Here is a 25,735-nt window from a genome sequence, read left to right as displayed (position 1 = left end):
CAGGGCTTGCTTTTTCGAGGTCTTCGGCGGTGATGACTTCCCACTTGCCCTTCGGGATCGATACCACGACGCCAGTGCCGAAAAAGTAAGGCAGCGGGACTTCGTCCATGAACGGCGTGCCCTCGACGACGTGCGCCGGGGCATCGATGTGCGTTCCCGAGTGCATCACCGTCGTGATGCGCTGCGTGAGCACCCCGGACTTGGCCATGTTATGGAGACGTTCGATCTTCACGTCTTCGAAATACGGCCAGCAGGGCTGCCCGAGACCCCACGGATGACTGAGGTCGTAAAACTCCAGCCCCATGTCGTTATGTAAGTTCTCCTGATAGTTGATGCCTCGGACAGTCACAGTCATTTACATACTCCGGTCTAAAGATATCGTTGAAAATCTGTACCGCTATTCAGTACAGAAGTACCGTATTGCGGTGAAGTGAATACTAATCGGAAGGTCGATCGAAACCATAGGGATGAACCCGAGGTGATTCGACTTCATGCCCGATATATTTAAGTGACGAGAACAGGATGCGTATTGCGCATCTGGCAAACTACCGATATCTCTTAAGCAGGAATGGAATGCGAAATGGCTAGAGCAAGATCAGAGGAAGTCGAGCAACTTGAGGGGGAGGGTTCACCTGCCGAGAGACCGGCAGTCCAGGTGATAGCGAGGGCAGCGGCAGTGCTCCGGGCGCTCAAGGAACACCCGGAGGGTCTCTCGCTTGGCGAACTGGCGAAGCTGCTCTCCCTGCCGCGCTCGACGGTTCAGCGTATCGTCGATGCACTTCACGCTGAGAACCTGGTCATTGCTGCTTCACTGGCCAAAGGCGTGCGCCTTGGGCCCGCGCTGCTGCCTTTGGCGGCGGCCGCAAAATTTGCGATCGTCGATATCGCGCGTCCGACACTGCAGCAGATCTCCCGGGAGTGCGGAGAGACGGTTGACCTGTCCTTGCTCGACGCAGACAAAGTGGTGTTCGTGGATCAGGTGCGCGGAACCCATCGGTTGCGGGCTGAGTCGGACGTCGGGATTTCGTTTCCGTTGCACTCTAGTGCGCCGGGCAAGGCCATGCTGGCTGCACTAGAGCGCGACGAACTCGATCGTCTCAAGACCACATTGCGCCTCGGAAAGCTGACAAGCCACACGATCGCGACCTGGCCAGAGCTTGAGGACGCGCTTGCAGAGGTTCGCCGCACTGGCCTGAGCAGTGATCTTGAGGAAAACGCGGACGGGGTCTGCGCAATCGCTGCATCGCTTCGTCTTCCCACTGGCGAGCTGGCGGCGATCTCGATACCTGTGCCCACGCAGCGCTTTCACGACCTGCGGGAGCAGCTTGAGGTTCTGTTGCAGGAGCAGTGCGAGAAATTGCAGCAACGGCTCCGTGGGAGCCGGTTCGGTTAATAAGTGAATAACGCGCTTGCGTTACCGGCAGGATCTTCGCGGCTTCACCGAACGGCAAGAGCCCGCTTCTTGCGGGCTGCCAGCCTGATCATTTAAGCAACGCATTGCGCGCACGGAACGGATTCGCGCGGGGCGTTGTTTATCTTGCAGTTATTTCGTACTGCAGATGTATTGGGTGGCAATGCTACATCGGGACAAGGCGAGCTGATGCGCGCGCCTCGTGGCTGCACATCAGCGTCACCGGCTCAACCAAATTGCGCCTCGATTTCGGCCTTGCATTTGAGCAGGGTGGCCTTGATTTCCGGCAGTTGACGCTCGAATCTCAGTGACGGCACGGCAATCGAAAGGGCATGCCTCTCGTTCGTGCCGCACCCGACGATCACGCCAACTCCGCATACGCCTTCCGCATGCTCCTGCAGGTCGAATGCCAGTCCAGTGCGGCGAACGGATGCGATGTCGTCGAGGAGCGCATCAATATCGGTGACCGTGTGCTCGCTGCGCGCATCCAGCTGGCCGCTCACCAGCCTGCGGATATCGTCGTCTTCCAGGGTCGACAGAATCGCCTTCCCATGCGCGGTGCAATAGAGCGGGAACGCGGCTCCGACTGGTGAAACGACGCGTAGCTCCCGGTCGGAAGAATGCTGGAACAGGGTCAACGCATGTGACCCACGGAACACCGCCAGATCCACTGTTTCACGCAGTCGTCTCGACGCCGCTTCAATGAACGGTGCGCTGATCGTCACCACATCGGTATGAATCGACGCAGCAAGCCGCGTGATTGCGGGGCCAAGACGCACGCCCGCTGCACCCGCTACGACAAAACGTCGCGCCTCCAGCGCACCGACCAGTCGCTGGACGGTGCTTTTCGGCAGGCCCGTTGCCTTGGCGATATCGCCAAGACTCAAGCCTGACGCCTGTCCCTCAAGTGCTTCGAGAACCGCGGCCGCGCGCGCCACTACCTGTTTTCCGCCGCCATCGGTTTCCAGTTCATCTGCCACTTCATTTCTCCCTTGACTTCAAGTCGAAATCTTGCCAGACTTCGTGCCGTACCGTTTAACGATACTAGCGTATCATTATTCGGTACGATGAGAAAAGACTTCAAAAAGGGACAAACGGCAGGAAATCTCAGCGAGATTTCAAGGTCGATGTTGCGAACCCATTTGATTGATCGAATGTGTCGGGTTCGTCGCGCAAACCAATGAGAGTGCCGGTGAGTGTCTTACGTTAGCCAGGGCAGGTCGCTGCCAGCAGGCGATCGGGAATGGTTTCAGATGATTTGGACGACTAACGAGGTATAAAGCATGACAACGGATATCAAGCGGCGCCGGATTCTGGGTGCAGCGCCGGCCTTTCTTGCAGGCATGGCAGCCGCCAATGCGATGCCGTCCGCTCTCGCGGCGGCGCCGTCCAGCATGGCCGGTTGCGCCGATGCTGAGCGCACGAGAATTACCTACTACCAGGTGCCGATGCAAAAGCGCTGGCCAGTCAACGAGCAGCTTGTTCAGTCCAAGTCCTACGCCAAATATTTCACGAAGGACCTGGTCGCGCCGATGGCGATGGTCAACGCCCTGGAGCAGGGCCCTCTGCCCGCTGAATTCATTCTCCCGCCGACCGTAGCAGGCCTCGACAAGATGATGCGCACCTTTGAGAGCGCACCGGTCTCTGGCTATGCCCTGGTGGAAGAGGGCCCTCTGGCCTATGCGCAATCTCGCCATGTCTTTCCGGGCGTGACGGCCAAAATGTTCGAATGGTGGTTCACGTGGCACCCGCTCGAAAGCGAGCGATACATGCTGTGGTTCCCGTATGCGCACATTCACAATTCGGTTGACGATCCCGCACGGCTTGCCAATTCGAAGCTGACCTACGCAGAGCGGCTGTATGGCAACCCGAATCACATCACCGAATATATCGGCAACCTCTTTCTCGATGGCTACATCAGTTTCGATACGCCGGAGAGCTTCGGCGTCAATCCGGCTGCACTGAAGACCAACGGATTTACATTCAACGCCAGCGGAATCATTTCTCCCGCAGACGCGCGCAATGCGCCGCTTGTCCTGATGATTCACCTGGGGCGCGACACGCCGGCGGGGCTGGAGATGATCAACCGCTACTGGATCGGCACTCACTCGTCGTTCAATCGCTTCAAGAAGTTTCCGGATGGCGCACGTCTGTCGAAGGCGGTGACCCAGCGTATGGGCCTCGATAAAGCGGCACTGGAAAACTTTGCCTACGAGATGGCGCTGCACGACATGACCGAGTTCACCTGTCTCGGCGGTTTCTTGCCGCAGATCTATCGGGAGTACGGAGCCTGAAAATTCAGGACGGTGCCTGCATGGAAGATGTCGTGCAGGCATCGCAGGAAGTGGAAACTGTAGCTAGCTTTAGTCAGTGGTAACTGCCAGTGCCTCGAAACGGTAAAGGGTGCCGCGAGGGATCTGGCGTTGTTGTTGAAAGGATATACCGTTGGATAGGAAACCCTTGATAGGTCTGGCTGGCGTCATCGTCGCGGCGATGGCGGCAGAGTTCAACGATCAAGTAGGATCAAGTGCGCTAGTCGATGTACGTGGAGCCTTTGGCATCGGTCACGACGCCGGGCTCTGGATGGAAAGCATCTACGTCAGCGGCATGGTCATCGGCATGGCGCTTTCGCCTTGCTGGGCAGTGGCGGTCACGCTTCGACGCATGGTTCTGTTCGTGCTCGCGTTGAACTGCATATCGTCGTCTCTTCTGCCGCTCGCTCATAGCGAGCCGATTTTCCTGATGTTGCGCGCGCTGCAGGGACTCGCCCACGGGTTCACGATCCCCCTTGTCATGACTGCTGCGTTGCGTTTTCTGGGGCCGCAAATCCGCCTCTATGGCCTCGCGTGCTATGCGCTGACCGCAACGTTTTTCCCGAACCTGAGTTCTGCCATGTGTGCACTATGGACAGACATGGTTGGATGGCAGTTTGTCTATCTCGAAGCAATTCCGCTTTGCACGATTGGTGCGCTCTGCGTGTGGTACGGCATGCCGCAGGATTCGCCGAATTATGCGCGGCTCAAGAAGTATGACTGGCAAGGAACCCTGCTCGTGTTTATCGGCATGGGCGCGCTGACGACCCTGCTGAAGCACGGCCCCCATCTGGACTGGTTCAATTCAAGGTTGATCTGCACGTTGGCCGTCGTGAGCGTTGTCGCTATTCCGCTCCTGATCGTCAACGAGTTCAAGCAGGAGCTCCCGCTGTTTCGCCCGCAACTTCTCAAGCGGCGCAATGTGGCTTATGGCGTGCTGACGCTTTTCAGCTTTGTGATCATCGGGATGTCAGGCTCTGCGGTTCCATCCGAATACCTCGCGGAAGTGCAGGGATTCAGGCAGATGCAGATATGGACGTTGATGGCAGAAGTCGCGGCGCTACAACTGATATTTCTCCCTTTGGTGGTCAAGATCCTGGATGTGGAGTGGATCGATAGCCGGTGGGTCAATGGCCTCGGTTTGCTGTGCCTCATCACCGCCTGTATCGGTTGCAGCCAGCTCGACTCGACGTGGAGCCGGGAGCAGTTCTACGTCTGGCAGGCGCTTTCAGGATTTGGGCAGGCGTGTGTCGTCCTGTCATTGCTGATGATGGCGACGAATTCCATCGCGCCGCAAGAAGGGCCGTTTGCATCATCTCTGGTGAACATGCCACGCGGCGTCAGCGAGGTGCTCGGCGGCTGCATCCTGGAACTGATGGCCCAATTTCGTGGACAGCTTCACTCCACCCGTATTCTTGAGTCGGCTGGAACCCATCGGTTCACGACCATTCAGGCGAATGGCGGCCTCGACGTGCAGCACCTGCCGCCGCTTTTGGCCGATGGCACGCCGCGCACTGCCAGTAGCCTCGCCCAGTTTGCGCACGCTGTGGACGTTCAGGCGGCAGTCATGGTTATCAAGGATGACTATCTGTTGCTGGCGGCCTTTGCGGCCGTTGTATTCGCCGTGTTGCTTGTGCTTCCGCAACGCACACTGCCACCGCGCATCGCACTTTTGAAGAAGTAAGAAGTAATCAATCAGTTTCAAGAAATGAACGACATGACCAAACCCCCTGCTGGCCCGGCTTCAACCACGCAGAACGGGGCTCACCACGCGCACCCGAAAAAGAGCAAGCTGCCGCTGATAATCGGTGCAGCGGTAGTCGCAACTTTCGTTGGCGTGGCCGCCTGGAAAATCTACGTACCGACATCCGACGTCTATACGGACGATGCGCGCATCACCGCGCACTACACGACCATCGCGCCTCGTATTGCCGGGCAGGTCAACTATGTCGGCGTTCAGGATAACCAGTTTGTGCACGCTGGCCAGCTGCTCGCGACGATCGACGACCGTGACTATCGCACTGCCGTCGATCGTGCCGAAGCGCAGTTGTTGCGCGACCGTGCGCAGGTCGATGACGCGCTGGCATCGGTGGATCGACAGCCCGACGTCATCGCCCAGGAAGACGCGCAGGTGAGCCAGATCGAGGCAAGGCTCTCGCTCGCGCAGTCCAACGCCACGCGTTACCGCAACCTGGCCGAGTTTGGCTCGGGATCGCGCCAGGACACCCAGGCGGCGGACGCCACGCTTGCGGAAACGAAGGCGGAACTTGCCCGCTCGAAAGCGGCAGTGAGTGCCGCGCGACATCAGCTTGACCTGCTCAAGGCGCAGCACGAAGCCGCACTGGCAACTGTCAAGGCTGATGAGGCGGCGCTTGCCCAGGCGCAGCTCAATCTCAGCTATACGCGGATCACGGCGCCGGTGGATGGCGTCGTCGGCGAGCACAGCGTCGAGCAGGGAAATTTTGTCAATCCTGGATCGGCATTGATGGCGCTTGTGCCGCAAAAGGAAATCTATGTCGAAGCGCAGTATCGCGAGGTTGCGCTCAAGCACATGGAGCCGGGTCAGCACGTGCGCGTACATGTCGATGCTTACGATATCGACCTGGATGCCTATGTGGACAGCGTTGCGCCGGCGACCGGCGGTACGTTCGAGCCCATCGCGCCTGACAATGCGACCGGGAATTTCACCAAGATCGTCCAGCGGCTTCCGGTCAAGATCACGTTTGCGCCCAATCAGCCGCAAGTTGCGATGCTGCGCCTGGGTATGTCAGTCGAGACGACCGTGAGGACGAACTTTGCCGATGTGATGGCCAAAGGTCGGGACACTTATCACCGGGCCAACGAGGCAGGCCAGGAGCGCATGACCGATGGCGGCGACGGAACCCGCAACGAAGCTGCCCGTCCTGCCAGCGCCGCAGCAGGAGTGTGATCATGGGCGTCAAGCAAGTTACCGGGCGCTCCAGCCTTGAAATCAAGAAGCTGCCACAGCTTACTGTCTGTGTTCTGGGTGCGCTCGCATCCGCCATGCTCGTTGCAGGTTGCACCGTTGGGCCTGATTTTCGTCCACCGGCATTGCCGGAGAAGACGACGGCGATGGCGCCTTCGGTATGGGCGAGCACGCCGGATGATGCGACCAACAGGGTAACGGGCGCAGCGATAGACGAATCGTGGTGGAGCAGCTTTAACGACCCCGTCCTGTCCAGCCTTGTACAGCGTCTCGTCAAGGAGAATCTTGACCTCGCAGCGGCGAGCGAGCGGGTGCAGCAGGCCCAGGCCGCGCGCGGCGTGGCGGCGTCCGCAGGACGGCCTCACGTGGGCGCCTCGATCGCCGAATCGCACGATCGCATTAGTTCCGCTGGAACGGCAAATCTTGTCTCGCACCCGGACGGCGCGCCGCTTGAGTACAGCGACTGGAATGCGGGGCTGTCGGCGTCCTGGGAGCTCGATCTGTTTGGCAAGGTAAGACGTGCGGTTGAAGCATCGGATGCGGGCACTGACGCGGCAATCGAGGCCCGTCGCGGTATCGCACTGGATGCGCTAGCCGAACTCGCATGCGATTACATGACCTTGCGTGGATACCAGGCGCGCGAAGCCATCACACGCAGCAATCTCACCACCGCCAATCATTCATTGTCGCTGGTTCAAAACCAGTATGAGAACGGCGTCGGCAACAAACTCGACGTGGCGCGGGCGAAAGTTCGGCGGGACGCCATCGCCGCTTCGCTGCCGGAGATCCTGACCACCGAACAAGAGGCCATTAACGCCATCGGACTGTTGCTTGCCTTGCCACCGCGAGCGCTTCAAAGCGAACTGGCGCCTGTAAAAGACCTCCCGCTCTTGCCGCCCGAAGTGCCAGTGGGACTTCCATCGGAACTTCTGCGGCGCAGACCCGATGTTCGGGAGGCCGAAGCACGTCTGCATCAGGCAACTGCGCAGACTGGCGTCGCCATCGCATCGTTCTATCCGGATGTCAGCCTCAACGGCAGCGTTGGCACCGAAGCGCTGAATTTCGGCAGCTTGTTCGCGTTGCCGAGCCGTGCGTTCTCCATCGGGCCAACGATCGACCTGCCGATCTTCGAAGGCGGCCGTTTGCGCTCAACCCTGAAGCTGCGCAAATCGCAGCAAAAGGAGGCGGCGATTGCGTGGCAAAAGACGGTGCTCCAGGCCTGGCGAGACGTCGATAACGCCATCACAGCCTATGGAAACACGCAGGAGCGCAGGAAAGATCTCGTACTGGCAGTCAGCAATGCGCGCGACGCGTTGACCGCCGCACAGCAGCGCTATGAGCAGGGAAGCGTCAGCTTCCTGGAAATCGACACAGCACAGGAGGCGTTGCTCGCGAACGAAGATGCGCTCGAACAGACAGAGATCACGCTTCGCGCCGAACTCGTCGCGCTTTACAAAGCTTTGGGCGGAGGGTGGCAGGTCGTGGGTTGACTTTAGGTTGCCTCGCGACGAATCAGGTTTGGAGTTAGCAGATGGATACGACTGAAAATATGCGCATGTTCATGGCCGTCGTTGCGTCAGGAGGGTTTTCCGCAGCGGCGAAACAGCTGAAGGTATCGACGGCACAGGTATCACGCGCGGTCTCGCAGCTCGAAACCCATCTGCAGGCACGACTGCTGAACCGCAGCACGCGCAAGTATGTGCTCACAGAAGTGGGCGAAAAATACCTCGCGCGTTGCAAGACGATCATGAGATGGCTGGATTCCGCCGAAGCCGAGGCACGCAGCGCGGCGGAAGATCCGGCGGGAACGCTTCGGGTCTACGCTCCCCTGGGGTTTGGCCAGAGCGACATCGTGTCGACGGTGCTGCGGTTCCGGGAGCGGCATCCAACCGTCGATGTCGACGTCGTGTTTTCGGATGCGCCTTTGCATATCATCGAAGGCGGCTACGATACCGCCTTGATACTTGCGCCTTCGCTACCTGATTCGGTCATGGTGGCGCAGACTTTGGGTACGGTTGCGGTCGTAGCGTGCGCCTCTCCAGGTTATCTCCGGCGCCACGGCACACCTGCGGGTCTCGACGACCTGAATGGCCACACGTGCCTGCGCATGAACACGCCGCATATGCCGGCAGGCACCTGGACGCTTGCAGGCAAGGAGGTCGTCGAACGGATCCGGGACTTGCCGATCGGGCTGTCCTTCAATCACGAAAGCGCGCTGCTTGCGGCAATGCAGGAGGGGTTCGGGATTGGCGTGCTTCCGGTAGCTTCGGCGCTTCCCGCGCTCCGGCGCGGCGATCTGGCCTGCGTTCTTCAGGATATCGAACTAGGTGCGCTCAATTTGTACGTCATCTATCCCTCACGGCAATTCGTCGATGCGAAGACGCAGGCCTGGGTGAATTTTCTTAAACGAGAAATTCCGGCGGCGCTTGCTGAAGACAATCGCCAGCTTGAGGAATACCGGAAGCTGGCGCGTTGGACAAGCGCGCCAGTTGCGTAAACCTGCCCAGTTTCTCAGCGTGATCCGGCTCGTGCGCGCAGACGATGGTGAGTGATCGATACGGTTGCCACAGCGAAGCAGCCGAGGATGAAAGCGGTCACAAAAACGTGCTGAGTATTGGACGCAACAATATCCATGAACGAGGAAAGAAACTGGCCAAGAAAAATCGACATGGAAAGATAGGCCAGGTGACGTCCTCGCTGGGCAACAGGACTTTGCTCGACGGTCATGTGATTGACTAGCGGCACGGAAAATCCAAAGCCGCATCCCATGGCAATGCCGCCGCATATAGCGCTCGGGATGGAAGGCGAAAGAGCAAAGATGGCGTGCGCTACGACGTAACAGACGAACGCAAAAACAAGTGTCTGATTTTCACCAATCGAGCCCGCTACGCGTGGCATTTGCGACGCAGCGACGACGGCAACCAGCGAGATGAATGACAGGAAATAACCTGTCTGCGCTTCACTCAGTCCCAGTGAACCGAGCATGAGCGGCAGCGCAATGATTCCCGTGAAAAACAGAATCATCGAGGCGCTGGCCGAGAAAAAGACCAGCTTGAGTCCAGCAGAGACGGGAGCCGACTGCGCTTGCACTTCGCCGTCACCCTGAAGATGGACGTCGGGAACGAACATCCACACCATGGCCAGCATCGCCCATGCAACAAGGTAGAGCAGGAACGGGAACTGCCAGCCATAAGCGGCAAGCACGCCGCCGATCGACAGAAAGATGACCCCTCCCAGCTCGATCGACATGCCCTGTCTTGCGATCATGGCGAGCCGTGCCGACCCCTCGTAGAGCGCCGAGATCATCCCGGTGCCGGCGGACATGACGATCGCCGTTGCGCCGCCAAGCAGCAACCGGTCGCCAAGCACGACATACGGCCCGCGCAGGAAGACGCCAATGACACCGAGAAGCCCGTAGAGAAAGAGGCCGATACAGAGCGAGCGACGCAATCCCGCGCGCTCGATGAGTCGACCGACCATCGGCCCAAAGAGCACGACGCCCAGAGAAGGAGTTGTCACGAGCCAGCTGGCCGACGTGGGCAAGCCTAATGCCGAAGCGATCGATGGCAGGCCGGGGACGATAACGCAGCCGACCATGATCGTCAGGCAGGCAACGCTCAACAAGGTGAATCCAGCGAGTTTCGAAGTGGAACGTGATTTCATTATTGCGTCTGTTTCCGTGCTGTTCTATAGTGTCCACTGAGTGGAACACTGATATCCTTTGTACGGAACATAGGGTAGGACGTGCTGTCCAAATGGTCAAGATTTCTTTTGGTATTAACCCTTAAGGTGCAAAGCGTGGACGAGATTCAGGAAGCCGATGCGGACAACGCATCGGGCAAGCAGGTGATCGCGCGCGCGGTCGCTGTGCTCAGTGCCCTGGAGGGGCAATCGTCGGGACTCAGCCTCTCGCAGATCGCTCGATCTGCGCAGCTTCCTCGAACGACCGTGCATCGCCTCGTTCATGCACTGGAAGCTCAAGGTTTTGTGTCGACCGGCTCGGGAGGGGTCAGGTTGGGGCCGGCGCTTGTCCGGCTTGCGGCATCGGCGCAGACCGATGTGGTGGCCGTCGCAAAGCCTTTTGCTGATGCGCTAAGCCGACGCACGCGCGAGACTGTCGACATTTGCGTGTTGAGAGGGGCTCACGCGATCTCGGTCGACCAATATCTTTCCGATCAGGAGCTTCGTGTTGGATCGGCCATTGGCACGGCCTATCCGCTGCACTGTACGGCTCACGGAAAAATGCTGCTGTCGTTGCTTCAGGATGCTGAAGTGGGGACGCTGCTTGAGCACCGGCTTGAGCAACGGACGCAGGCAACAATTGTCAAGAAGCCGGAGCTGTTTCAGCACCTGGCCACGATCCGGGAACTCGGCTATGCGGTCGATCGCGAGGAGCATGCGCGAGGCGTCTGCGGACTGGGTATCGCAATCGAGACTTCATCCAACCAGAGCTATGCGATGGCGCTCGCCGTTCCCGCCTTGCGGTTTGAGGAGCGCTTCGAAGACTTGCTGGGAGCACTACGTCAGACCAAGTCGGAGATTGAATCGGCGCTTGGCGCTACGCGCCGTAATTCGGGGGCGGTCGCTGCCCCCCAGGCTTGACCACAAGGAATAGTGATCGGAAGGTGTGCGAAACATTTGTTTGGTACGCCGGTCACCAGTTTGCTGTGATTATGGGCTCAAGCTACGAAAGGGAAGCATTCAACTTTGTAGATATCGTTTTACGCTTCCCGTACCCCATGTCCCGCTTTTTACCGACGCATTACCGACGCATTATCGACTCATCACTGACGCATCAACGCCATCATCGCGCCGAAGCCGACAAACACGCCGCCCGTCACGCGGTTGAAAACCTTCGCCACTCGCTGGCTCTTGAGCGTCGCGCCGATGCGCGTGCCGAAGCTCGCATACACCAGGTACCAGCTCACCTCGCACACAGCGAACGTCGCGACCAGCACGCCGAACTGCGGCAGCGTGGGGCGGCTCGCGTCGATGAACTGCGGCAGCAGCGCGGCGGCGAACAGGATCGCCTTCGGGTTGCTGCTCGCCACCAGGAAGCCGTTGCGGAACAGCGTGGCCGCAGGGCGCGCCGGACGGGCCGTAAGCGCTTCGGTGCTGGCGTCGGCACGTTCGTTCGACTCGACGGGCGCACTCCACGCCTTGACGCCCAGATACACGAGATAGGCAGCGCCGATAAAGCGCAGGACGTTGAACATCGTCGGCCAGGCTTGCAGGAACACGCCCAGGCCCGCGGCGGAAACGGCCAGCATCAGCACGAGCGCCGACAGGCAGCCGCCCATGGTCGCGCTCGTGCGGCGCAGGCCGTACTGCGCGCCGTGCGACATGATGAGCAGCATATTGGGGCCGGGGATGGCGCAGACGACAAAGACAGTGGCGAGGAACAGCCACCAGGTATGGAGGTTCATTGCAACAGCCTGACAGGGATGGAAAAAGTGAACCCGGATTATGCCAGTGCGCGGCGCGGCGGGCAGGCGTGAATCGCGGCGGCGTGCGGTCTGGAGGGGCAGGCAGAAGTCCCGCAAGCGACCCGCAAGCGTCGCGCAAAAGAAAAAAGCCCGCCTGGAGGCGGGCTTGAACCACGTCTAAGGAGACATGGAGGAGACAGTTTCACTATAGGTAAGTTATTGACGCATCGCAATAAACATCCGAAGAATGAATCGTTAACCATTGTCAGATTTGGCGATTTATGATTGCTCTGCCTGTCTGCTGCGTCGAGAATGTCTCAACGCCATCGCCCCGTGTCTGTCATCCAGCGGTGCAGGCGGTGGGAGAACGGTGCGTCGGCAACGGTATCGAAGCGATTGATCGAAGGCGGCACCTCGACAGGCAAAAAATGCAGGGATGAGCAGGAACCGCAGGGCTTGAACGTGCGTTTCGGGCGCGACGCGCCTGAATCGTCAACTGGCATGAACCGGAGGGGTCAAATGGGCATTCTGGACAAGGTAGGCGAAATCGCTGGCGCAGTGGCAGCCGTCGAAGCGACGGAGAAGGTCGATGCGGATGCCGGTTTTCTGACCAAGGCGGCCGCGGCGGTCGCTGGTTTCGAGGGCGCAGGTGCGCTCGAAAAGATGGTCGAGAAGAAGGAAGACGAGAAGCAGGCCGACGACGGCACGCAGCAAGCCGACGCGGGCGACGCTTCGGCAGATCCGCAGGCCTGAGTGGCGCGGCGGATTCTCGCAACAGGAATAAGCACGGGGTTCCCGGGCGCGCCGTTTGAGGGAGCGGCGCGCATCGGATGAGAGTGGCAGGACTTCACGAGCCGCGGTTTGCGAACCGCGGTTTTTTTTCGTCCGCCGAATGGTGGGCCGGGTGGAATGCGCGCGACGTCAAGGCGCTTCATGCCGATGCCGTGCCGATGCAACGCCGCCCTCATTGCTTCACGAACACGAAATCACATTGACGCGTGGTCGTGCGCGAGCCGGTGCCTGAAGCCGCGTCGAAATGCGCGCTCACGCTGTATTCGTAGGGCGTGCGCGGATCCAGGTGGCCGACCGAGTAGCCTGGCGCGCTCGTCAGCCCCTGGCCGATCAGCGTGGAGCTGCCGTCGGGCTCGATCTTGCCGTCGAGCGTAAACCAGCCGCCGCGGCCCTTGTCGCCGCGCTCGCCGTGGAGCACGCCGTCCACCACCGTGGCCGGGAAGTGGAAGGTGTAGCTATAAGCGCCGTCGGGGCCGGTCTGGCAGGTGAGCGTGACGCTCCAGGTGCCGTCGAATTTTCCGGCTGACTGGGCGGGCTGCGTGAGCAGCGCGCCGCACACGATTCCCAGCAAGGCCGCCGCACGGGCATGGCGCCGGACGTGAATGGCTGGCATTGTCGGATCCTCCCGAAAGCCGCGCGGAACTCACATCGAATTCACGCTCAAGCCATTCTCGACGCAAGGTGCATACCCGCATGTGCGGCGGCTTACCTTCGATCCCAACAATCTGTCACGCGCACCCGCATCCGCTCAGCCCGCCGCCTTGCCGATGGCGTCGAGCTGGGCGAGCACGTCCGCGCTCAGTTCGAGCGTCTCGGCCTGCATGTTTTCGCGCAGGTGCCCCAGCGACGATGTCCCCGGAATCAGCAGGATATTCGGCGCGCGGTGCAGCAGCCAGGCGAGCGCGACCGTCATCGGCGTGGCGCCCAGCGACTGCGCGATCTCCGACAGCGCCGACGACTGGATCGGCGTGAAGCCGCCAAGCGGGAAAAACGGCACATACGCAATGCCCTGCGCGGCGAGCGTGTCGATCAGCGCATCGTCGGCGCGGTTCACCAGGTTGTAGTGGTTCTGCACGCAGACGATCGGCGCGATGCGGCCTGCGTCGGCGACCTGCTTTGCCGTCGCGTTCGACATGCCGATGTGGCGCACGAGGCCGCGCTCGCGCAGCGCGGCGAGCGCTTCCATCTGGCGCTCGATCGGGCCTTCCGAGGGCTGGTGGATGTCGCCCATGATGCGCAGGTTCACGATGTCCAGCGCGTCGAGACCCAGGTTGCGCAGGTTGTCGTGCACGGCGCGCTCGATGTCCGCCGGTTCGAGCGCCGGCAGCCACGCGCCCTTGTCGTCGCGCACCGCACCGACCTTGGTGACGATCGTCAGGTCGGCGGGATAGGGGTGCAGCGCCTCGCGGATGATCTGGTTGGTCACGTGCGGCCCGTAGAAGTCGCTCGTGTCGATGTGGTTCACGCCCAGCGCGAGCGCTTCGCGCAGCACCGCGACGGCCTGGGCGCGATCCTTCGGCGGGCCGAATACGCCCGGCCCGGCCAGTTGCATGGCGCCATAGCCCATGCGGTTGACGGTGCGGCCGGCCAGCGTGAAGGTGCGTGCGGGGGATTTCGTCGGTTGCGACATTGCGTTCTCCTCGAAAAGGGATGGCGTCAGTATGGGCGCCGCCGCGCTGTTAGATAATCCCAGTCGATCCGCACGGGTTGTTCAAAATTTTGCACAATGAGGGCGGATCCCGGAGGCTATCTTTCGCCATGGTCACGATCACGAATCAGGAAACTCGCCCGCAACCGAACCTCGCGTTCGAGATGAACGACCTCGCGGCCTTTGCCGCGGTCGCGCGCGCTGGAGGCTTTCGCGACGCCGCACGCGCGGGCGGGGTGTCGGCGTCCAGTCTTAGCACGGCGGTGCGGCGGCTCGAAGCCAAGCTTGGCCTGCGACTGCTGCACCGCACGACCCGCAGCGTCGCGCCCACCGAGGCGGGCCAGCGCCTGCTCGAAACCATCACGCCGCTGTTCGCGGAGATGAAGGCCGCGCTGGACGTGCTCAACGGCTATCGCGACCGTCCCGCCGGGGTGCTGCGCCTGAACGTCCCGGCCAACGTAGCGCGCAACGTGCTGCCGCCGATTCTCGCGCCGTTTGCGCAGGCTTACCCGGAAATTCGCGTCGAAGTGATGGTCGAGGACGGTTTCGTCGATGTCCTGCAAGTGGGCTGCGACGCCGGAATCCGCTATGACGAGCGGCTCGACCAGGACATGATCGCGCTGCCGATCGGGCCGCGTACGCAGCGTTTCGCCACGGCGGCGTCACCGGCTTATCTTGCGGCGCGCGGCGTGCCGGGGCATCCTCGCGACCTGCTCGACCATGCTTGCTTGCGCATCCGTTTTTCGGGCGGCGCAATGGCGATCTGGGAATACCACCGCGATGGCGAGACCCTGCGTCTCGACCCGCCGGGGCAGCTGGTGGTGAAGCCCGCGGCGTCGCTCGATCTCGCCATCGACATGGCATTGCGCGGCGCGGGCGTTGTCGCGCTGTTCGAGGACATGCTCACGCCGCATTTCGAGAGCGGCGCGCTGGTGCCGCTGCTTGCGGACTGGTGGCCCGAATTCTCCGGGCCGTTTCTTTACTATCCCGGGCGGCGTCATGTGCCTGCGCCGCTGCGGGCCTTCATCGATTTTCTGAAGTCGAAGGATGGTTCGGCATCCTGATTGATGGCTGGCGCGGGCGATAAAGCGGCGCGCGCCACGTCTGCGCGAGCAGGACGCCCGCGAGCGCCGTGACACCGCCCAGCAGGTGATAGCCATGCAGCTGCTCGCCGAACACGCTCACGGCCAGCGCCGCCGTGAACACGGGCAACAGGTTCATGAACATGCTGCAGCGGCTCGGCCCGAGGTGCTTGACGCCCTGCATCCAGAAGTACGGCAGCACGACCGACGCCAGCGACCCGGCGTAGGCAATCAGCGGCAGGCTCGCGCGGTTCGGCAGCGCTTCGGCCAGCGGCAGGCGCGAGAGCGGCAGCAGCATGAAGAGCAGCGCCGCAAGCGCCTGAAAATACGTCGATTGCCAGGACGGCAAGCCCACGTGCCAGCGTCGCAGCAGCACGCCGTAGAGCGCATACGCGAGCGCCGCAACCAGCATCAGCAGATCGCCCGCGTGGACGCCGCCTGCGAGCAGCGCGGCGGGATGGCCCGCCGTGATCAACCACACGAGTCCCGCGAACGACAGGACGCCGCCGCCTGCCATGCCGGCCGTTGGTGTCTCGCCGAGCAGGGCCACCGAGAGCAGCATCGTCAGCAGGGGCACGAGCGCCGTCATGATCGACATGTTGGTCGCCGTGGTGGTTTTCGCGGCGGCGTAGGAGAGGCACTGGAACAGCGCCATCGCAAGCAGGCCGAGCAAGGCGAGTTTCGGCAGTTGCGGCAGGATGGCCGCGCGGTTGCGCCATGCGGCGGCGGGCACGAACAGGCTCATCAGCGCGACGGCCAGCACGAGACGCCAGAACGTGATGGCGTAGGGATCGATCGTGTGCGCGGAGAGCCGCGACACCATGACGTTGCCTGACCACAGCAGGATGGCGGCAAGCGGGAAAAGCGCGTGGCGCAAAGAGGGGGCGGCGGGCATTGCGTCGGTTCTCACGAGAGCGGAAAGAACCCCGATCTTGCGGGCGGATCGCCGTGCCCGTCTCACGCTAGAATGGCAAAAGCTATCGCAAAACTGCCACATATTTTTGTGGCCCAAGCCATGATCGCCACGCCGCCCGCCGATATCCACGTCCCCTTCGAAGACACGCCCATGCCCGTCGCGGCATTGGCCGCCGATTATCCGCACGGCGCGTTCATTGCCACGCATCGGCACCGGCGCGCGCAACTGCTCTATGCGATCGAGGGCGTCATGCTGATCGAGGCCCAGACGGGCCGCTGGGTCGTGCCGCCCTCGCGGGCCGTGTGGCTCGACGCGGGCCTGGAGCACACGGTGCGCATGAGCGGCAAAGTCCGCATGCGTACCGTTTTTATCGAGCCGGGTGCGGTTGAGGGGCTGCCGCAGGGCAGTTGCGTGGTCGATGTGCCGCCGCTGTTGCGCGAACTGATCCTCGCGGCCGTGGACGTGCCGCTCGACTACGCGCCGGGCAGCCGGCACGACTGGCTCATGCGCCTGCTGCTGGCGGAACTGGCGGTGATTCCGCGCCTGCCGCTCTACCTGCCGTGGCCGGAGGAGGCGCGTTTGCGGCGCGTGTGCGATGCGATCGTGGCTGCGCCAGAGGCGGCGCACGAAGTCGCGCACTGGGCCGCCGAACTCGGCATGGCCGAACGCACGCTGCATCGCGCGTTCCAGCGCGAGACCGGCATGACGCTCGGACGCTGGCGGCAGCATGCGCGGCTATTCCTGGCGCTAGAGCGCCTCGCACACGGGGAGAAAATCGTGAGTGTCGCGCTCGATCACGGCTATGGGAGCCAGAGCGCGTTTGCCGCCATGTTCCGGCGGCATTTTGGCATCGCGCCTTCGGCGTTTTATCGCTGAAGGCGCGTGCAAGCGGCAGGTAAGCGCGAATTAGCGCGCGGCCTTTGCGGCCTTGTTCCAGCCGAATTCGACGAACACGCGGCACAGCTCGGTCATGCCCCTGGCGTCTTCGTCGTCGAAGCGCGCGAGGTTCGGGCTGTCCACGTCCCACACGCCGATCAGCGTGCCGTCTGCCGCGACCAGCGGCACGACGATTTCCGATTGCGACGCCGAATCGCAGGCGATATGGCCGGGAAACTCATGCACGTCGCGCACGACCTGGGTTTCGCGCGTTTGCGCCGCCGTGCCGCACACGCCCTTGCCAAGCGGAATGCGCACGCAGGCGGGCTTGCCCTGGAACGGGCCCACGACGAGTTCGGTGCCGTCGAAGAAGTAGAAACCGGCCCAGTTGAGCCCTTCGAGCGAGTTGAACACGAGCGACGAGAAGTTGGCCGCGTTCGCGATCGCATCGGCTTCACCCTCGATCAACGAGCGCGCCTGGGCGGCGAGCGTCTCGTAGAGAGCGGATTTGTCGGCGGGGAGGGCGTCGGAAAGCGAAAACATGAGCGAAATACCTGAAAAAGCCGGGTTGAGCGACGGCGTAAAAGCCGTCGCGATGTTCGAGGGCGCCAGTTTAGGCCACTTTGCGGGTTTTTGCCGAGGGGCGAATGACGGATGCCGGTGCTGCCAGCCCTCTCTGGCCTCAACGCCCGACCAGCAAGCGTGCGCCCACGGCCATCAGCAGCGCGCCGGCCGCGCGGTCGAGCACGGCCTTGCGGCGCACGAGCACGCCGCGCACGACGGGATGTGAAGCCAGCAGCGCCATCGCGCAATACCACGCGCATGAAATGGCGATGGCGAGCGCAACGACCACGGCATCGAACCACACTGGCACGTGTGTCGGCACCATCAACGCAAAGATGCTGCCGTAAAAGGCGATCGCCTTCGGATTGGTCATGCTGACCATGTAGCCGTTTTTTGCGGCTTGCCAGCCCGAGTGCGCGGAAAGTGTGGCAACCGGCAAGGCGCTGCGCGCGTTTGCAATCATCTTCACGCCGAGCCAGATCAGATAAAGCGCCCCGACGTAGCGCAGCGCGAGCGCGATCCACGCGGCCTGCGCGACGATCAGGCTCAATCCCGCAATCGCCGCCAATGCCCAGGTGCCTGACGCAGCGGCGAGTCCTAATCCCGTCATCAATCCGGCGCGCCGCGAAGCGACTGCCGTGGACGTCACGATCACGAAATTGGGGCCGGGGCTTGCGACGCTTAAAAACAGCACACCAGATAGCGCGATCAGCATATTCACATCGTTCAAGAGGAGCCTCCGTTATGAGTGCAATCGTTTGCGTTGCAAAACGCATTGGGTGCGCCCGATTAACGATTTCAAGCGCCATGATAACCGTTTGCCGCAGGGCTTTCCCGGACAGTAATTATTGCGGATTTAATCTGCTTTTCAGGGCCTCATGTCGTGCCGTGCGAACAGGCATGCGGGTTCTGCAATGCGCGCGGCATATTGCCCGGGAAAATGCATTCTCGCGGACTGCGAAGCAATTGGGTGAAATGGCCGTATAAGTCACGTCTGATTGCCGCAATGGCATGAAGATATCTCCTTAGAATTGCATAAAAATCGGCGAAGCCAGACGTGTTGAAAATGGGCGCGCAAAGGATTTCTTGAAAACAGGATGCGTTTTCCTTCAGGAAAAAATTGCGCACGCCGTAAACCTTATTAGATGCGTCAGTAATCGTTCTGATTTCTAACTGATGCATTGAAAACCGGACGAATTTCGTGGCAGCACCTCGATCAGAGCCGGAAAAACCAAAACATGACGCGTCGCAAAAGACGCGAATGCCTGAGAGAGGGCCGAAAGCCATGAAACACAAACTCCTGACGAGTGCATTGATCGTCGCGTTGAGCGGCGGCCCGATGGCATCGTTCGCCGATGCCGCGACGTATTCGAACGGCACCGCCACGGCGACGTTCACCGTGTCGCTGACCTTGCAGGCCAACTGCACGATCAGCGCGAATCCGCTGAGCTTCGGCACCAATGGCGTGCTGGCGACGGCGCTCAACCAGCAGACCACGGTGGCCGTCGATTGCACCAACACCACGCCTTATAACGTGGGGATCGACGGCGGCACGGTAAGCGGCTCGACCGTGACGAACCGTCTGCTCGCCGGCACCGCGACCGGCAATACGTCGACGACGGTGGGCTTCCAGCTCTACCAGGATTCGGGGCGCACCACCGTCTGGGGCAATACGCAGGGCACCAACACGGTGGGCGGCACGGGCACGGGCAGCGTGCAGACGATCAACGTGTACGGCCAGATTCCGGTTCAGACCACGCCGCGTCCGGATACGTACCAGACGACGGTCACCGCGACGGTCTACTTCTAGCCGGGAGACCGCCATGTACGTGCTCAATCGCATCCTGAACTACGCGCTGTCCGGTGTCGTCGTCGCGGCGGCGTGCCTGGGCGGCGCACAGGCCGCCACGTTGCAGATCTCGCCCGTCATGGTGGACCTGGCCGCGGACGCCAACGCTACGGGCCTCACGCTGCGCAACTCCGGCAGCAAGCCGATTTATGGCCAGGTGCGCGTCTATCGCTGGAGCCAGGCGGGCGGCGAAGACGCGCTCACGCCCACCCAGGACGTGGTCGCGAGCCCGCCGCTGATCGAGATTGGCGCAGGCGCGGAGCAGCTCGTGCGTCTCGTGCGCACGGCGCCCGCGGCGAGCAACGTCGAGCAGAGCTATCGCATCCTGATCGACGAGTTGCCCGAACCCGATGCCACGCCCACCAACGGTGTCGCGATCCGGCTGCGCTATTCGGTGCCGGTGTTCATCGATCCGGGCAGCGGCCCCACCGGCCAGCCGAATCTCGCGTGGCGTCTGCATCATGGCGACGCGGGCTGGACGCTCGAAGTCGCGAACTCGGGCGGCCGCCGCGCGCAGATCGCGGGCGTCGAGATCGTCGATGGCGCAGGCCATGCGATCCCCGTCAACAAGGGGTTGCTTGGCTATGCGCTGGCCGGGTCGATGCATCAATGGCCGCTCGCGCTGCCCGTTTCCGCCGATCTCAACGGCCCGCTCAAGATCCGCGCCGCTGTCAACGCGCAGCAGACCGAGGCGGCTGTGCTGAGCCACTAGGCGCTTCCGTCACGCCGCTTTCCTGCATTCGCGTTTGTGCCCTCGCGCAGCGCTGGGCAGCGAGCTTGTGCGCGATGCGGTGTCCGCTGACCTCATTCATTCGACAAGGATTGCGAATCAATTGACGTGGCGATTCAAGCGTGGGAACGCTCATGAACGCAAGGCGATCGCCCTCGCTGCCGCGCTGTTCTTCCTTGCGCAAACGCATGCGCGCGCGCAGCCAGCGGATGGCGCGAACGCTTCTTCAGGCAATTCAAACAGCAAGCCCGCCGCCGTCCTGCCCGACACCGTGCTCAACCCGCCCGCCGAACCCAATGCCTCGCTGGCCGGTCATGCTCACGCGGGCGCGTTGCCGCCGCAAAGCGACCTGTACCTCGAAGTCACGCTTAACGGCGACCGCACCGCGCTGATCGCGCATTTCCGTCAACGCGAGGGCCGTCTCTACGCCGAGGCCGCCGATCTCGACACCATCGGTCTGCGCGTGCCGGAGCTCCCCGTCGGCGCTCCGGGAAAGCCCGCCAACACCGAGATCGCGCTCGACAGCCTGCCGGGCCTGCATTACCGCTACGACGAAACGACCCAGTCCATCGCCATCGAAGCGCCCGACACGCTGCGCAAAGCCTATGTGTTCGACACGCGCGCGCTGGAAAAGGCCCCGCAGGCCAGCGCCTCGCGCGGCTTCGTCCTCAACTACGACGCCTACGTGGAAGAGGCGGGCAGTACGCAGTCCGCGCTCTGGTCTGAGCAGCGCTACTTCGATACGCATGGCGTGTTCAGCAACACGGGCACCGCGTATCTCTACCGGACGATGCACCGCTACGTGCGCTTCGATACGTCCTGGCAGACCTCGAACGCGACCACGCTCACGACGACGCAGGTCGGCGACACGATTTCCTCGTCGCTCGACTGGAGCCGCTCGCTGCGCATCGGCGGCTTCCAGTGGCGCAGCAACTTTGCGTTGCGGCCCGATCTCGTCACGTTCCCGGTGCCGTCGCTGTCCGGCTCGGCCGTGGTGCCGTCGTCGGTCGACCTCTACGTGAACAACGTGAGGCAGTTTTCAGGTTCGGTGCCGGGCGGCCCGTTCGTCATCAGCAACGTGCCTGGCATCACCGGCGCGGGCGAGGCGACCGTCATCACGCGCGATCCGCTCGGCCGCGCGGTCGCGACCACGGTGCCGCTCTATATCGACACACGCTTGCTGGCGGCGGGACTGTCGAGCTATTCGGTCGAAGCGGGCTTTTTGCGCCGCGACTATGGCGTCGAGTCGTTCAGCTACGATCCCCAACCCGTTGCGAGCGCATCGATGCGGCACGGCATCAGCGACCGGCTGACCGTCGAGGCGCACGCCGAAGTAACGGGCGGCCTCTACGACGCAGGCGCAGGGGCGCTCGTGCGGATCGGCCAGCTGGGCGTGATCAACGGCTCCCTCGCGGCATCGACAGGGCATTTCACGGGCGCCCAGGTGGGCCTGGGCTATCAGCTCATCACGCAGGCGTTTTCTGTCGAGTTGAGCACGCTGCGCGCCACGCGCCATTACGGCGACCTGGCCGCGCGCGACGGCTCGCCGGTGCCGCTCGCCACCGATCGCGCGACGGTGAGCGTGCCCTTGCCGGGCAGCCAGACGGTGGCGCTCAGCTACATCGGCTACCGTTATCCGGATGTCGCGGCGTCGCACATTGGTTCGGTATCCTATACGGTGAGCCTGCGCAACCTGGTTTCGCTGAGCGTGTCGGCGTTCCGCGATTTTTCCTCGCGCAGCTCGTCGGGCGTGTTCCTGAGCGCCAGCATGGGCCTGGGCGACAGAACCTCGATCAACGCCAGCGCGGGACGCCAGAACGGCGAGGGCACCTGGAACGTCAACGCGTCGCGCGCGCCCGACTACGACGGCGGCTGGGGCTATACCGTGCAGGACGGCGGCAGCAACGCGTCGCACTATCAGCAGGCGCAGGTGCAGTACCTCGGCCGATACGGCCAGGTCACCGCGCTCGGCCAGGCGCTGGACGGTCGCATGGCGGGCTCGCTCGACGTCACCGGCGCGCTGGTCGTGATGGACGGCGCCGCGCTGCCGGCGCGCCGCATCGACGACGGCTTTGCGCTCGTGTCCACGGACGGACTCGCGGGTGTGCCGGTGCTGCACGAAAACCGCGTGATCGGCACGACGGATTCGCACGGGCACCTGCTGGTGCCCGACCTCAACGCGTATCAGAACAACCTCATCAGCGTGGACAGCATGGGCCTGCCCGCCGAGGCCCATATGGCCACCACGCGCGCGAACGTGGTGCCGCAATCGCAATCGGGCGTGCTCGCGAGTTTCAGGGTCACGCAATATCGCGCGGCGTCGGTGATCCTGCGCGGCCCGGACGGGGCGAATTTGCCGGCTGGCGCGCGCGTACATCACGAGGAAAGCGGCTCCGACACGATCGTCGGCTACGACGGCCTGACCTTCATCGAAAACCTGCAAGCCGATAACCATTTGAGCGTGACGGCAAGCAGCAGCAAGGGCTCGATTCATTGCGCGGCCAGCTTCCGCTACGTGCGGCCGACCGACGGCTCGCTGCCGACTTATGGCCCGCTCACCTGCCAGACCGTATCCGGAGATAGACCATGACGCGTTCCTGTTCCCGACAGCGCCTTGCGATGCTGTTCGCCAGCGTGCTGCTGTGCGTGCTGGCCGCGCTCATGCCGAACCGCGCGCAGGCGCAGACCTGCACCGCGACTGTTTCGACGATCAGCTTCGGCACCATCAGTCCGATCACGCGCGCGGCCGTCAATGGCTCGGGCACGATCAACGTGACCTGCTACTGGACGGTGGTGTCGCTCGCGCCGACCGCGCTCGTATGCCTGAACCTCAACGCCGCGCAGCCGCGCGTGCTGACGCAGGCGGGCGGCACGGCGACACTGCAATACGACCTCTACAGCGACCAGGCGCATTCGACGTCGTGGGGCTCGACAGCGGCGGCAACCACGCCGATATCGGTCACCATCCAGCAGCCGCTGCTAGGCACAAGTGCGACCGTATCGATACCGTATTACGGGCAGATCGCCGCCAACCAGCCTACCGTGCCGACCACGAACAACGCCGACACCACCTATTCGCACGCCTTCAGCGGCGGCGAGACGTCGCTGATGTACGGCTACTACCTGCTCGGCATCCTGGGGCCGCCGGGTTGCTCGTCACTCACCACGAATGGCGGTTCGCTGCCCTTTACCGCGACCGCCAATGTCACCAACAACTGCAATATCAGCGCGAGCAACATCGTGTTTCCGGCGGCGGGCGTGCTCACCAGCGCGCTCGCGGCAACCGGGACGATCACGGCGCAATGCACCAACGGCGATGCGTTCAAGATCGCGCTGAACGGCGGTTCGAGCAATCAGGTCAACGCACGCACGATGGTGTTGTCAGGCGGCAACGCTACGGTGGGCTATCAAATTTATTCGGACTCGCAGCATGCGACCCCGTGGGGCGACGGAACGAACGGCACGAGCACCGTGAATGGAACCGGTTCCGGAAACGCCGCTTCGTTCACGATGTATGGCGTGGTTCCCGCGCAGAGCACGCCTGCGCCGGGAAATTACTCGGATAGCGTGACGGCAACCATCAGTTTCTGATCGCGCGCCAGCGACATGATTGCAAAGCGCTTTTTCCAACGCGCCCCATATCATCCGACTTATCGGGTTATACCCTAAGGCTATTTCCCCTCCGTGAGGACTCTGGTATAAATGCGCTCCCAAGCTGAGTACGTTTTAGCACGGTAAAAATTCACGGTCTGTAGCAGTGTTAACCAGGTGGTTAAAATTGCAGGCCGCAAGCGGTGATGAGGGAGTGCCATGGCGCGCGTGGTAGTGGTGGGCAGCATCAATATGGACATGGTCGTTGCGACCGATACGTTTCCGCGTCTTGGCGAAACGCTGTTCGGCTCGCGTTTTTCGACCTTCCCCGGCGGCAAGGGCGCGAACCAGGCGGTCGCCGCCGCGCGCCTGGGCGCGCAGGTCACGATGATCGGCTGCGTGGGCGCCGATGCGTTCGGCGAGCAGATGAAGCAGACGCTCGCACGCGAAGGCATCGACGTGAGCCACGTGCGCACCGGCGAGCAATCGACCGGCGTTGCATCGATCACGCTCTCGGGCGCGGACAACGCCATCATCATCGTGCCGGGTGCGAACGCCGAGCTCTCGCCCGAAGACATCGACCGCGCCAGCGACGCCTTCGCACAGGCCGACGTGATCCTCGCGCAGCTCGAAGTGCCGATGGCCACCGTGCTGCACGCAGCGCGCCTCGCCCGCGAACACGGCAAACCCTTCTTCCTCAATCCCGCGCCCGCCGTTGCGCTGAGTGACGAACTCGTCTCGCTCACGACGCTTCTGACGCCGAACGAACACGAACTCGCCACCGCGCTGCAAACGCCCGCGGGCTGGTGGGCCGAAGTGCTCGCGCGCATGCCTGGCCGCATTGCGATGACGCATGGCAAGGAAGGCGCGTACTTCACGCAGGCCGACGGCACGCTCGTGCATCAACCGGGCTTCACAGTCGAAGCCGTCGATACGACCGGCGCGGGCGACACCTTCAACGGCGCGATGGCGGCGTTCTGGCATCTCGGCATCGCTGAAGCAGCGCGGCGCGCGAACGCGGCCGGCGCGCTGTCCGTGACGCGCGCGGGTGCACAGGGCGGCATGCCCACGCTCGCCGAACTCAAGCAGTTCCTCGATCGGCAAGACCCGCAGTCGTGACTCGTTTCGAGTCTGCATTAAGTCTGTTTCAAGCCTGTTTCAAGCATTGAAGAGCAACAACGCGTAATGAAAAAACAAGGACACCTGAATCGCGACATCGCGCGCGTGCTGGCCGGCATGGGCCATACCGACAGCCTCGTGATCGCCGATTGCGGCCTGCCCATTCCGGCGGGCGTCGAATGCATCGATGTTTCGCTCACGCTCGGCGTGCCGGGTTTCTTCGATGTGCTCGACAGCATCCTCGCCGACTTCAAGGCGGAACGCGCCGTGTTCGCGAGCGAAGCGCAGGTGCATAACGCCGCCGTGGTCGCGAAGGGCCGCGAGATGGCCGCCGCGCAGATCGCCGTCGAAGAAGTGCCGCACGAAGAATTCAAGCGCCTGTGCCGCGACGCGAAAGTCGTGATCCGCACCGGCGAATGCAGTCCCTATGCGAATGTGATCCTGCATTCGGGCGTGATCTTCTAAGAGGTTC

At 62.4% G+C, this 25,735-nt stretch carries 26 protein-coding genes; 16 read left to right on the top strand and 10 right to left on the bottom strand.

Annotated features, from left to right (window positions below):
• Nucleotides 1-355: cyclase family protein (locus tag BBA01S_RS35040; protein WP_027820501.1), on the bottom strand; the 355-nt coding region annotated here is incomplete at its 3' end.
• Nucleotides 356-568: 213 nt separating this feature from the next.
• Between BBA01S_RS35040 and BBA01S_RS44165 the strand changes: the two genes are divergently transcribed.
• On the top strand, nt 569-1,393 hold the full coding sequence (locus tag BBA01S_RS44165) for an IclR family transcriptional regulator (protein WP_156966188.1): 825 nt from the start codon (nt 569-571) through the stop codon (nt 1,391-1,393).
• Nucleotides 1,394-1,638: 245 nt separating this feature from the next.
• Here BBA01S_RS44165 and BBA01S_RS35030 read toward each other — a convergent pair whose 3' ends face one another.
• Nucleotides 1,639-2,391 carry an IclR family transcriptional regulator gene (locus tag BBA01S_RS35030; protein WP_042298401.1) on the bottom strand — a complete coding sequence of 251 codons (753 nt, stop codon included), beginning with the start codon at nt 2,389-2,391 and terminating at the stop codon, nt 1,639-1,641.
• A 303-nt stretch (nt 2,392-2,694) separates the two neighbouring features.
• Between BBA01S_RS35030 and BBA01S_RS35025 the strand changes: the two genes are divergently transcribed.
• The 5 genes from BBA01S_RS35025 (at nt 2,695) to BBA01S_RS35005 (ending at nt 9,167) form a co-directional block, all read left to right on the top strand.
• Nucleotides 2,695-3,705, top strand: a complete 1,011-nt coding sequence (locus BBA01S_RS35025) for a DAPG hydrolase family protein (protein WP_027820499.1) — start codon at nt 2,695-2,697, stop codon at nt 3,703-3,705.
• 151 nt (nt 3,706-3,856) lie between these two features.
• A complete protein-coding gene (locus BBA01S_RS35020) occupies nt 3,857-5,407 on the top strand; it encodes an MFS transporter (protein ID WP_027820498.1) in 1,551 nt (516 codons plus the stop codon).
• 33 nt (nt 5,408-5,440) lie between these two features.
• Entirely contained in the window at nt 5,441-6,652 is a 1,212-nt protein-coding gene (locus BBA01S_RS44160) for an HlyD family secretion protein (RefSeq protein ID WP_084162732.1), read from the top strand.
• A gap of 2 nt (nt 6,653-6,654) precedes the next feature.
• Nucleotides 6,655-8,160: an efflux transporter outer membrane subunit gene (locus tag BBA01S_RS35010; RefSeq protein WP_084162728.1), complete on the top strand. Its 1,506-nt coding sequence runs from the start codon at nt 6,655-6,657 to the stop codon at nt 8,158-8,160.
• Between the two features lie 41 nt (nt 8,161-8,201).
• Nucleotides 8,202-9,167, top strand: coding sequence for a LysR family transcriptional regulator (locus BBA01S_RS35005; protein WP_027820496.1), 966 nt, complete (start codon nt 8,202-8,204; stop codon nt 9,165-9,167).
• Between the two features lie 14 nt (nt 9,168-9,181).
• Here the strand turns inward: BBA01S_RS35005 and BBA01S_RS44155 are convergent, their stop codons facing one another.
• Entirely contained in the window at nt 9,182-10,333 is a 1,152-nt protein-coding gene (locus BBA01S_RS44155) for an MFS transporter (protein WP_042298400.1), read from the bottom strand.
• Between the two features lie 135 nt (nt 10,334-10,468).
• On the opposite strand from BBA01S_RS44155, the gene BBA01S_RS44150 reads away from it, so the two are divergent.
• Entirely contained in the window at nt 10,469-11,272 is an 804-nt protein-coding gene (locus tag BBA01S_RS44150) for an IclR family transcriptional regulator (protein ID WP_218004272.1), read from the top strand.
• 182 nt (nt 11,273-11,454) lie between these two features.
• Here the strand turns inward: BBA01S_RS44150 and BBA01S_RS34990 are convergent, their stop codons facing one another.
• Entirely contained in the window at nt 11,455-12,096 is a 642-nt protein-coding gene (locus tag BBA01S_RS34990; protein ID WP_027820495.1) for a LysE family translocator, read from the bottom strand.
• Between the two features lie 519 nt (nt 12,097-12,615).
• Between BBA01S_RS34990 and BBA01S_RS34985 the strand changes: the two genes are divergently transcribed.
• Nucleotides 12,616-12,849 (top strand): hypothetical protein, encoded by a 234-nt coding sequence (locus BBA01S_RS34985; protein WP_027820494.1) that lies wholly within the window; start codon nt 12,616-12,618, stop codon nt 12,847-12,849.
• Between the two features lie 211 nt (nt 12,850-13,060).
• Here BBA01S_RS34985 and BBA01S_RS34980 read toward each other — a convergent pair whose 3' ends face one another.
• Nucleotides 13,061-13,501 carry a hypothetical protein gene (locus tag BBA01S_RS34980; RefSeq protein WP_042298399.1) on the bottom strand — a complete coding sequence of 147 codons (441 nt, stop codon included), beginning with the start codon at nt 13,499-13,501 and terminating at the stop codon, nt 13,061-13,063.
• Nucleotides 13,502-13,636: 135 nt separating this feature from the next.
• Nucleotides 13,637-14,518 (bottom strand): aldo/keto reductase family oxidoreductase, encoded by an 882-nt coding sequence (locus tag BBA01S_RS34975; RefSeq protein ID WP_027820492.1) that lies wholly within the window; start codon nt 14,516-14,518, stop codon nt 13,637-13,639.
• Between the two features lie 128 nt (nt 14,519-14,646).
• Between BBA01S_RS34975 and BBA01S_RS34970 the strand changes: the two genes are divergently transcribed.
• Entirely contained in the window at nt 14,647-15,600 is a 954-nt protein-coding gene (locus tag BBA01S_RS34970; RefSeq protein WP_042298398.1) for a LysR family transcriptional regulator, read from the top strand.
• Here BBA01S_RS34970 and BBA01S_RS44145 read toward each other — a convergent pair.
• Nucleotides 15,560-16,513: a DMT family transporter gene (locus tag BBA01S_RS44145; RefSeq protein ID WP_042298397.1), complete on the bottom strand. Its 954-nt coding sequence runs from the start codon at nt 16,511-16,513 to the stop codon at nt 15,560-15,562. The two genes, BBA01S_RS34970 and BBA01S_RS44145, sit on opposite strands and share 41 nt — an antisense overlap.
• Before the next feature lie 120 nt (nt 16,514-16,633).
• Between BBA01S_RS44145 and BBA01S_RS34960 the strand changes: the two genes are divergently transcribed.
• Complete coding sequence (locus BBA01S_RS34960) at nt 16,634-17,410, top strand: AraC family transcriptional regulator (protein WP_027820490.1); 777 nt, start codon at nt 16,634-16,636, stop codon at nt 17,408-17,410.
• A gap of 30 nt (nt 17,411-17,440) precedes the next feature.
• Here the strand turns inward: BBA01S_RS34960 and BBA01S_RS34955 are convergent, their stop codons facing one another.
• From BBA01S_RS34955 to BBA01S_RS47230, 3 genes are all read right to left on the bottom strand, one after another.
• Nucleotides 17,441-17,953 carry a GAF domain-containing protein gene (locus BBA01S_RS34955; RefSeq protein ID WP_027820489.1) on the bottom strand — a complete coding sequence of 171 codons (513 nt, stop codon included), beginning with the start codon at nt 17,951-17,953 and terminating at the stop codon, nt 17,441-17,443.
• A 139-nt stretch (nt 17,954-18,092) separates the two neighbouring features.
• Nucleotides 18,093-18,689, bottom strand: coding sequence for a LysE family translocator (locus BBA01S_RS34950; protein ID WP_042298406.1), 597 nt, complete (start codon nt 18,687-18,689; stop codon nt 18,093-18,095).
• A gap of 161 nt (nt 18,690-18,850) precedes the next feature.
• A complete protein-coding gene (locus tag BBA01S_RS47230; protein ID WP_156966187.1) occupies nt 18,851-19,261 on the bottom strand; it encodes a hypothetical protein in 411 nt (136 codons plus the stop codon).
• A 52-nt stretch (nt 19,262-19,313) separates the two neighbouring features.
• Between BBA01S_RS47230 and BBA01S_RS34945 the strand changes: the two genes are divergently transcribed.
• The 6 genes from BBA01S_RS34945 to rbsD all read left to right on the top strand — a co-directional run bounded on the left by BBA01S_RS34945 (nt 19,314) and on the right by rbsD (nt 25,728).
• Entirely contained in the window at nt 19,314-19,784 is a 471-nt protein-coding gene (locus BBA01S_RS34945; protein WP_042298405.1) for a Csu type fimbrial protein, read from the top strand.
• A gap of 13 nt (nt 19,785-19,797) precedes the next feature.
• A complete protein-coding gene (locus BBA01S_RS34940; RefSeq protein WP_027820486.1) occupies nt 19,798-20,535 on the top strand; it encodes a fimbrial biogenesis chaperone in 738 nt (245 codons plus the stop codon).
• A 121-nt stretch (nt 20,536-20,656) separates the two neighbouring features.
• Nucleotides 20,657-23,143: a fimbria/pilus outer membrane usher protein gene (locus BBA01S_RS44140; RefSeq protein ID WP_052392027.1), complete on the top strand. Its 2,487-nt coding sequence runs from the start codon at nt 20,657-20,659 to the stop codon at nt 23,141-23,143.
• Entirely contained in the window at nt 23,140-24,144 is a 1,005-nt protein-coding gene (locus BBA01S_RS34930) for a Csu type fimbrial protein (RefSeq protein WP_027820485.1), read from the top strand. The genes BBA01S_RS44140 and BBA01S_RS34930 overlap by 4 nt, the downstream gene beginning before the upstream one ends.
• Before the next feature lie 219 nt (nt 24,145-24,363).
• Nucleotides 24,364-25,263 (top strand): ribokinase, encoded by a 900-nt coding sequence (gene rbsK, locus BBA01S_RS34925; protein ID WP_027820484.1) that lies wholly within the window; start codon nt 24,364-24,366, stop codon nt 25,261-25,263.
• A gap of 66 nt (nt 25,264-25,329) precedes the next feature.
• On the top strand, nt 25,330-25,728 hold the full coding sequence (gene rbsD, locus BBA01S_RS34920; protein ID WP_027820483.1) for a D-ribose pyranase: 399 nt from the start codon (nt 25,330-25,332) through the stop codon (nt 25,726-25,728).
• Nucleotides 25,729-25,735 lie beyond the last annotated feature (7 nt).

This window comes from Paraburkholderia bannensis NBRC 103871 (assembly GCF_000685015.1).
Classification (GTDB): Bacteria; Pseudomonadota; Gammaproteobacteria; order Burkholderiales; family Burkholderiaceae; genus Paraburkholderia; species Paraburkholderia bannensis.
Note: the sequence above shows the minus strand (reverse complement) of the source record. Positions and strands in the feature narration are given on the sequence as shown.

Bases quoted from the DNA above. Each gene is read 5' to 3' on its own strand.
- BBA01S_RS35005 (WP_027820496.1), top strand. From the start codon at position 8,202: ATGGATACGACTGAAAATATGCGCATGTTCATGGCCGTCGTTGCGTCA.
- BBA01S_RS44145 (WP_042298397.1), bottom strand. From the start codon at position 16,513: ATGCCCGCCGCCCCCTCTTTGCGCCACGCGCTTTTCCCGCTTGCCGCC.
- BBA01S_RS34990 (WP_027820495.1), bottom strand. From the start codon at position 12,096: ATGAACCTCCATACCTGGTGGCTGTTCCTCGCCACTGTCTTTGTCGTC.
- BBA01S_RS35010 (WP_084162728.1), top strand. From the start codon at position 6,655: ATGGGCGTCAAGCAAGTTACCGGGCGCTCCAGCCTTGAAATCAAGAAG.
- BBA01S_RS34930 (WP_027820485.1), top strand. From the start codon at position 23,140: ATGACGCGTTCCTGTTCCCGACAGCGCCTTGCGATGCTGTTCGCCAGC.
- BBA01S_RS44155 (WP_042298400.1), bottom strand. From the start codon at position 10,333: ATGAAATCACGTTCCACTTCGAAACTCGCTGGATTCACCTTGTTGAGC.
- BBA01S_RS34940 (WP_027820486.1), top strand. From the start codon at position 19,798: ATGTACGTGCTCAATCGCATCCTGAACTACGCGCTGTCCGGTGTCGTC.
- rbsK (WP_027820484.1), top strand. From the start codon at position 24,364: ATGGCGCGCGTGGTAGTGGTGGGCAGCATCAATATGGACATGGTCGTT.
- BBA01S_RS34975 (WP_027820492.1), bottom strand. From the start codon at position 14,518: ATGTCGCAACCGACGAAATCCCCCGCACGCACCTTCACGCTGGCCGGC.
- BBA01S_RS34945 (WP_042298405.1), top strand. From the start codon at position 19,314: ATGGCATCGTTCGCCGATGCCGCGACGTATTCGAACGGCACCGCCACG.
- BBA01S_RS34950 (WP_042298406.1), bottom strand. From the start codon at position 18,689: ATGCTGATCGCGCTATCTGGTGTGCTGTTTTTAAGCGTCGCAAGCCCC.
- BBA01S_RS34955 (WP_027820489.1), bottom strand. From the start codon at position 17,953: ATGTTTTCGCTTTCCGACGCCCTCCCCGCCGACAAATCCGCTCTCTAC.
- BBA01S_RS34960 (WP_027820490.1), top strand. From the start codon at position 16,634: ATGATCGCCACGCCGCCCGCCGATATCCACGTCCCCTTCGAAGACACG.
- BBA01S_RS34980 (WP_042298399.1), bottom strand. From the start codon at position 13,501: ATGCCAGCCATTCACGTCCGGCGCCATGCCCGTGCGGCGGCCTTGCTG.
- rbsD (WP_027820483.1), top strand. From the start codon at position 25,330: ATGAAAAAACAAGGACACCTGAATCGCGACATCGCGCGCGTGCTGGCC.
- BBA01S_RS34985 (WP_027820494.1), top strand. From the start codon at position 12,616: ATGGGCATTCTGGACAAGGTAGGCGAAATCGCTGGCGCAGTGGCAGCC.
- BBA01S_RS47230 (WP_156966187.1), bottom strand. From the start codon at position 19,261: ATGGCTTTCGGCCCTCTCTCAGGCATTCGCGTCTTTTGCGACGCGTCA.
- BBA01S_RS34970 (WP_042298398.1), top strand. From the start codon at position 14,647: ATGGTCACGATCACGAATCAGGAAACTCGCCCGCAACCGAACCTCGCG.
- BBA01S_RS44165 (WP_156966188.1), top strand. From the start codon at position 569: ATGGAATGCGAAATGGCTAGAGCAAGATCAGAGGAAGTCGAGCAACTT.
- BBA01S_RS44160 (WP_084162732.1), top strand. From the start codon at position 5,441: ATGACCAAACCCCCTGCTGGCCCGGCTTCAACCACGCAGAACGGGGCT.
- BBA01S_RS35025 (WP_027820499.1), top strand. From the start codon at position 2,695: ATGACAACGGATATCAAGCGGCGCCGGATTCTGGGTGCAGCGCCGGCC.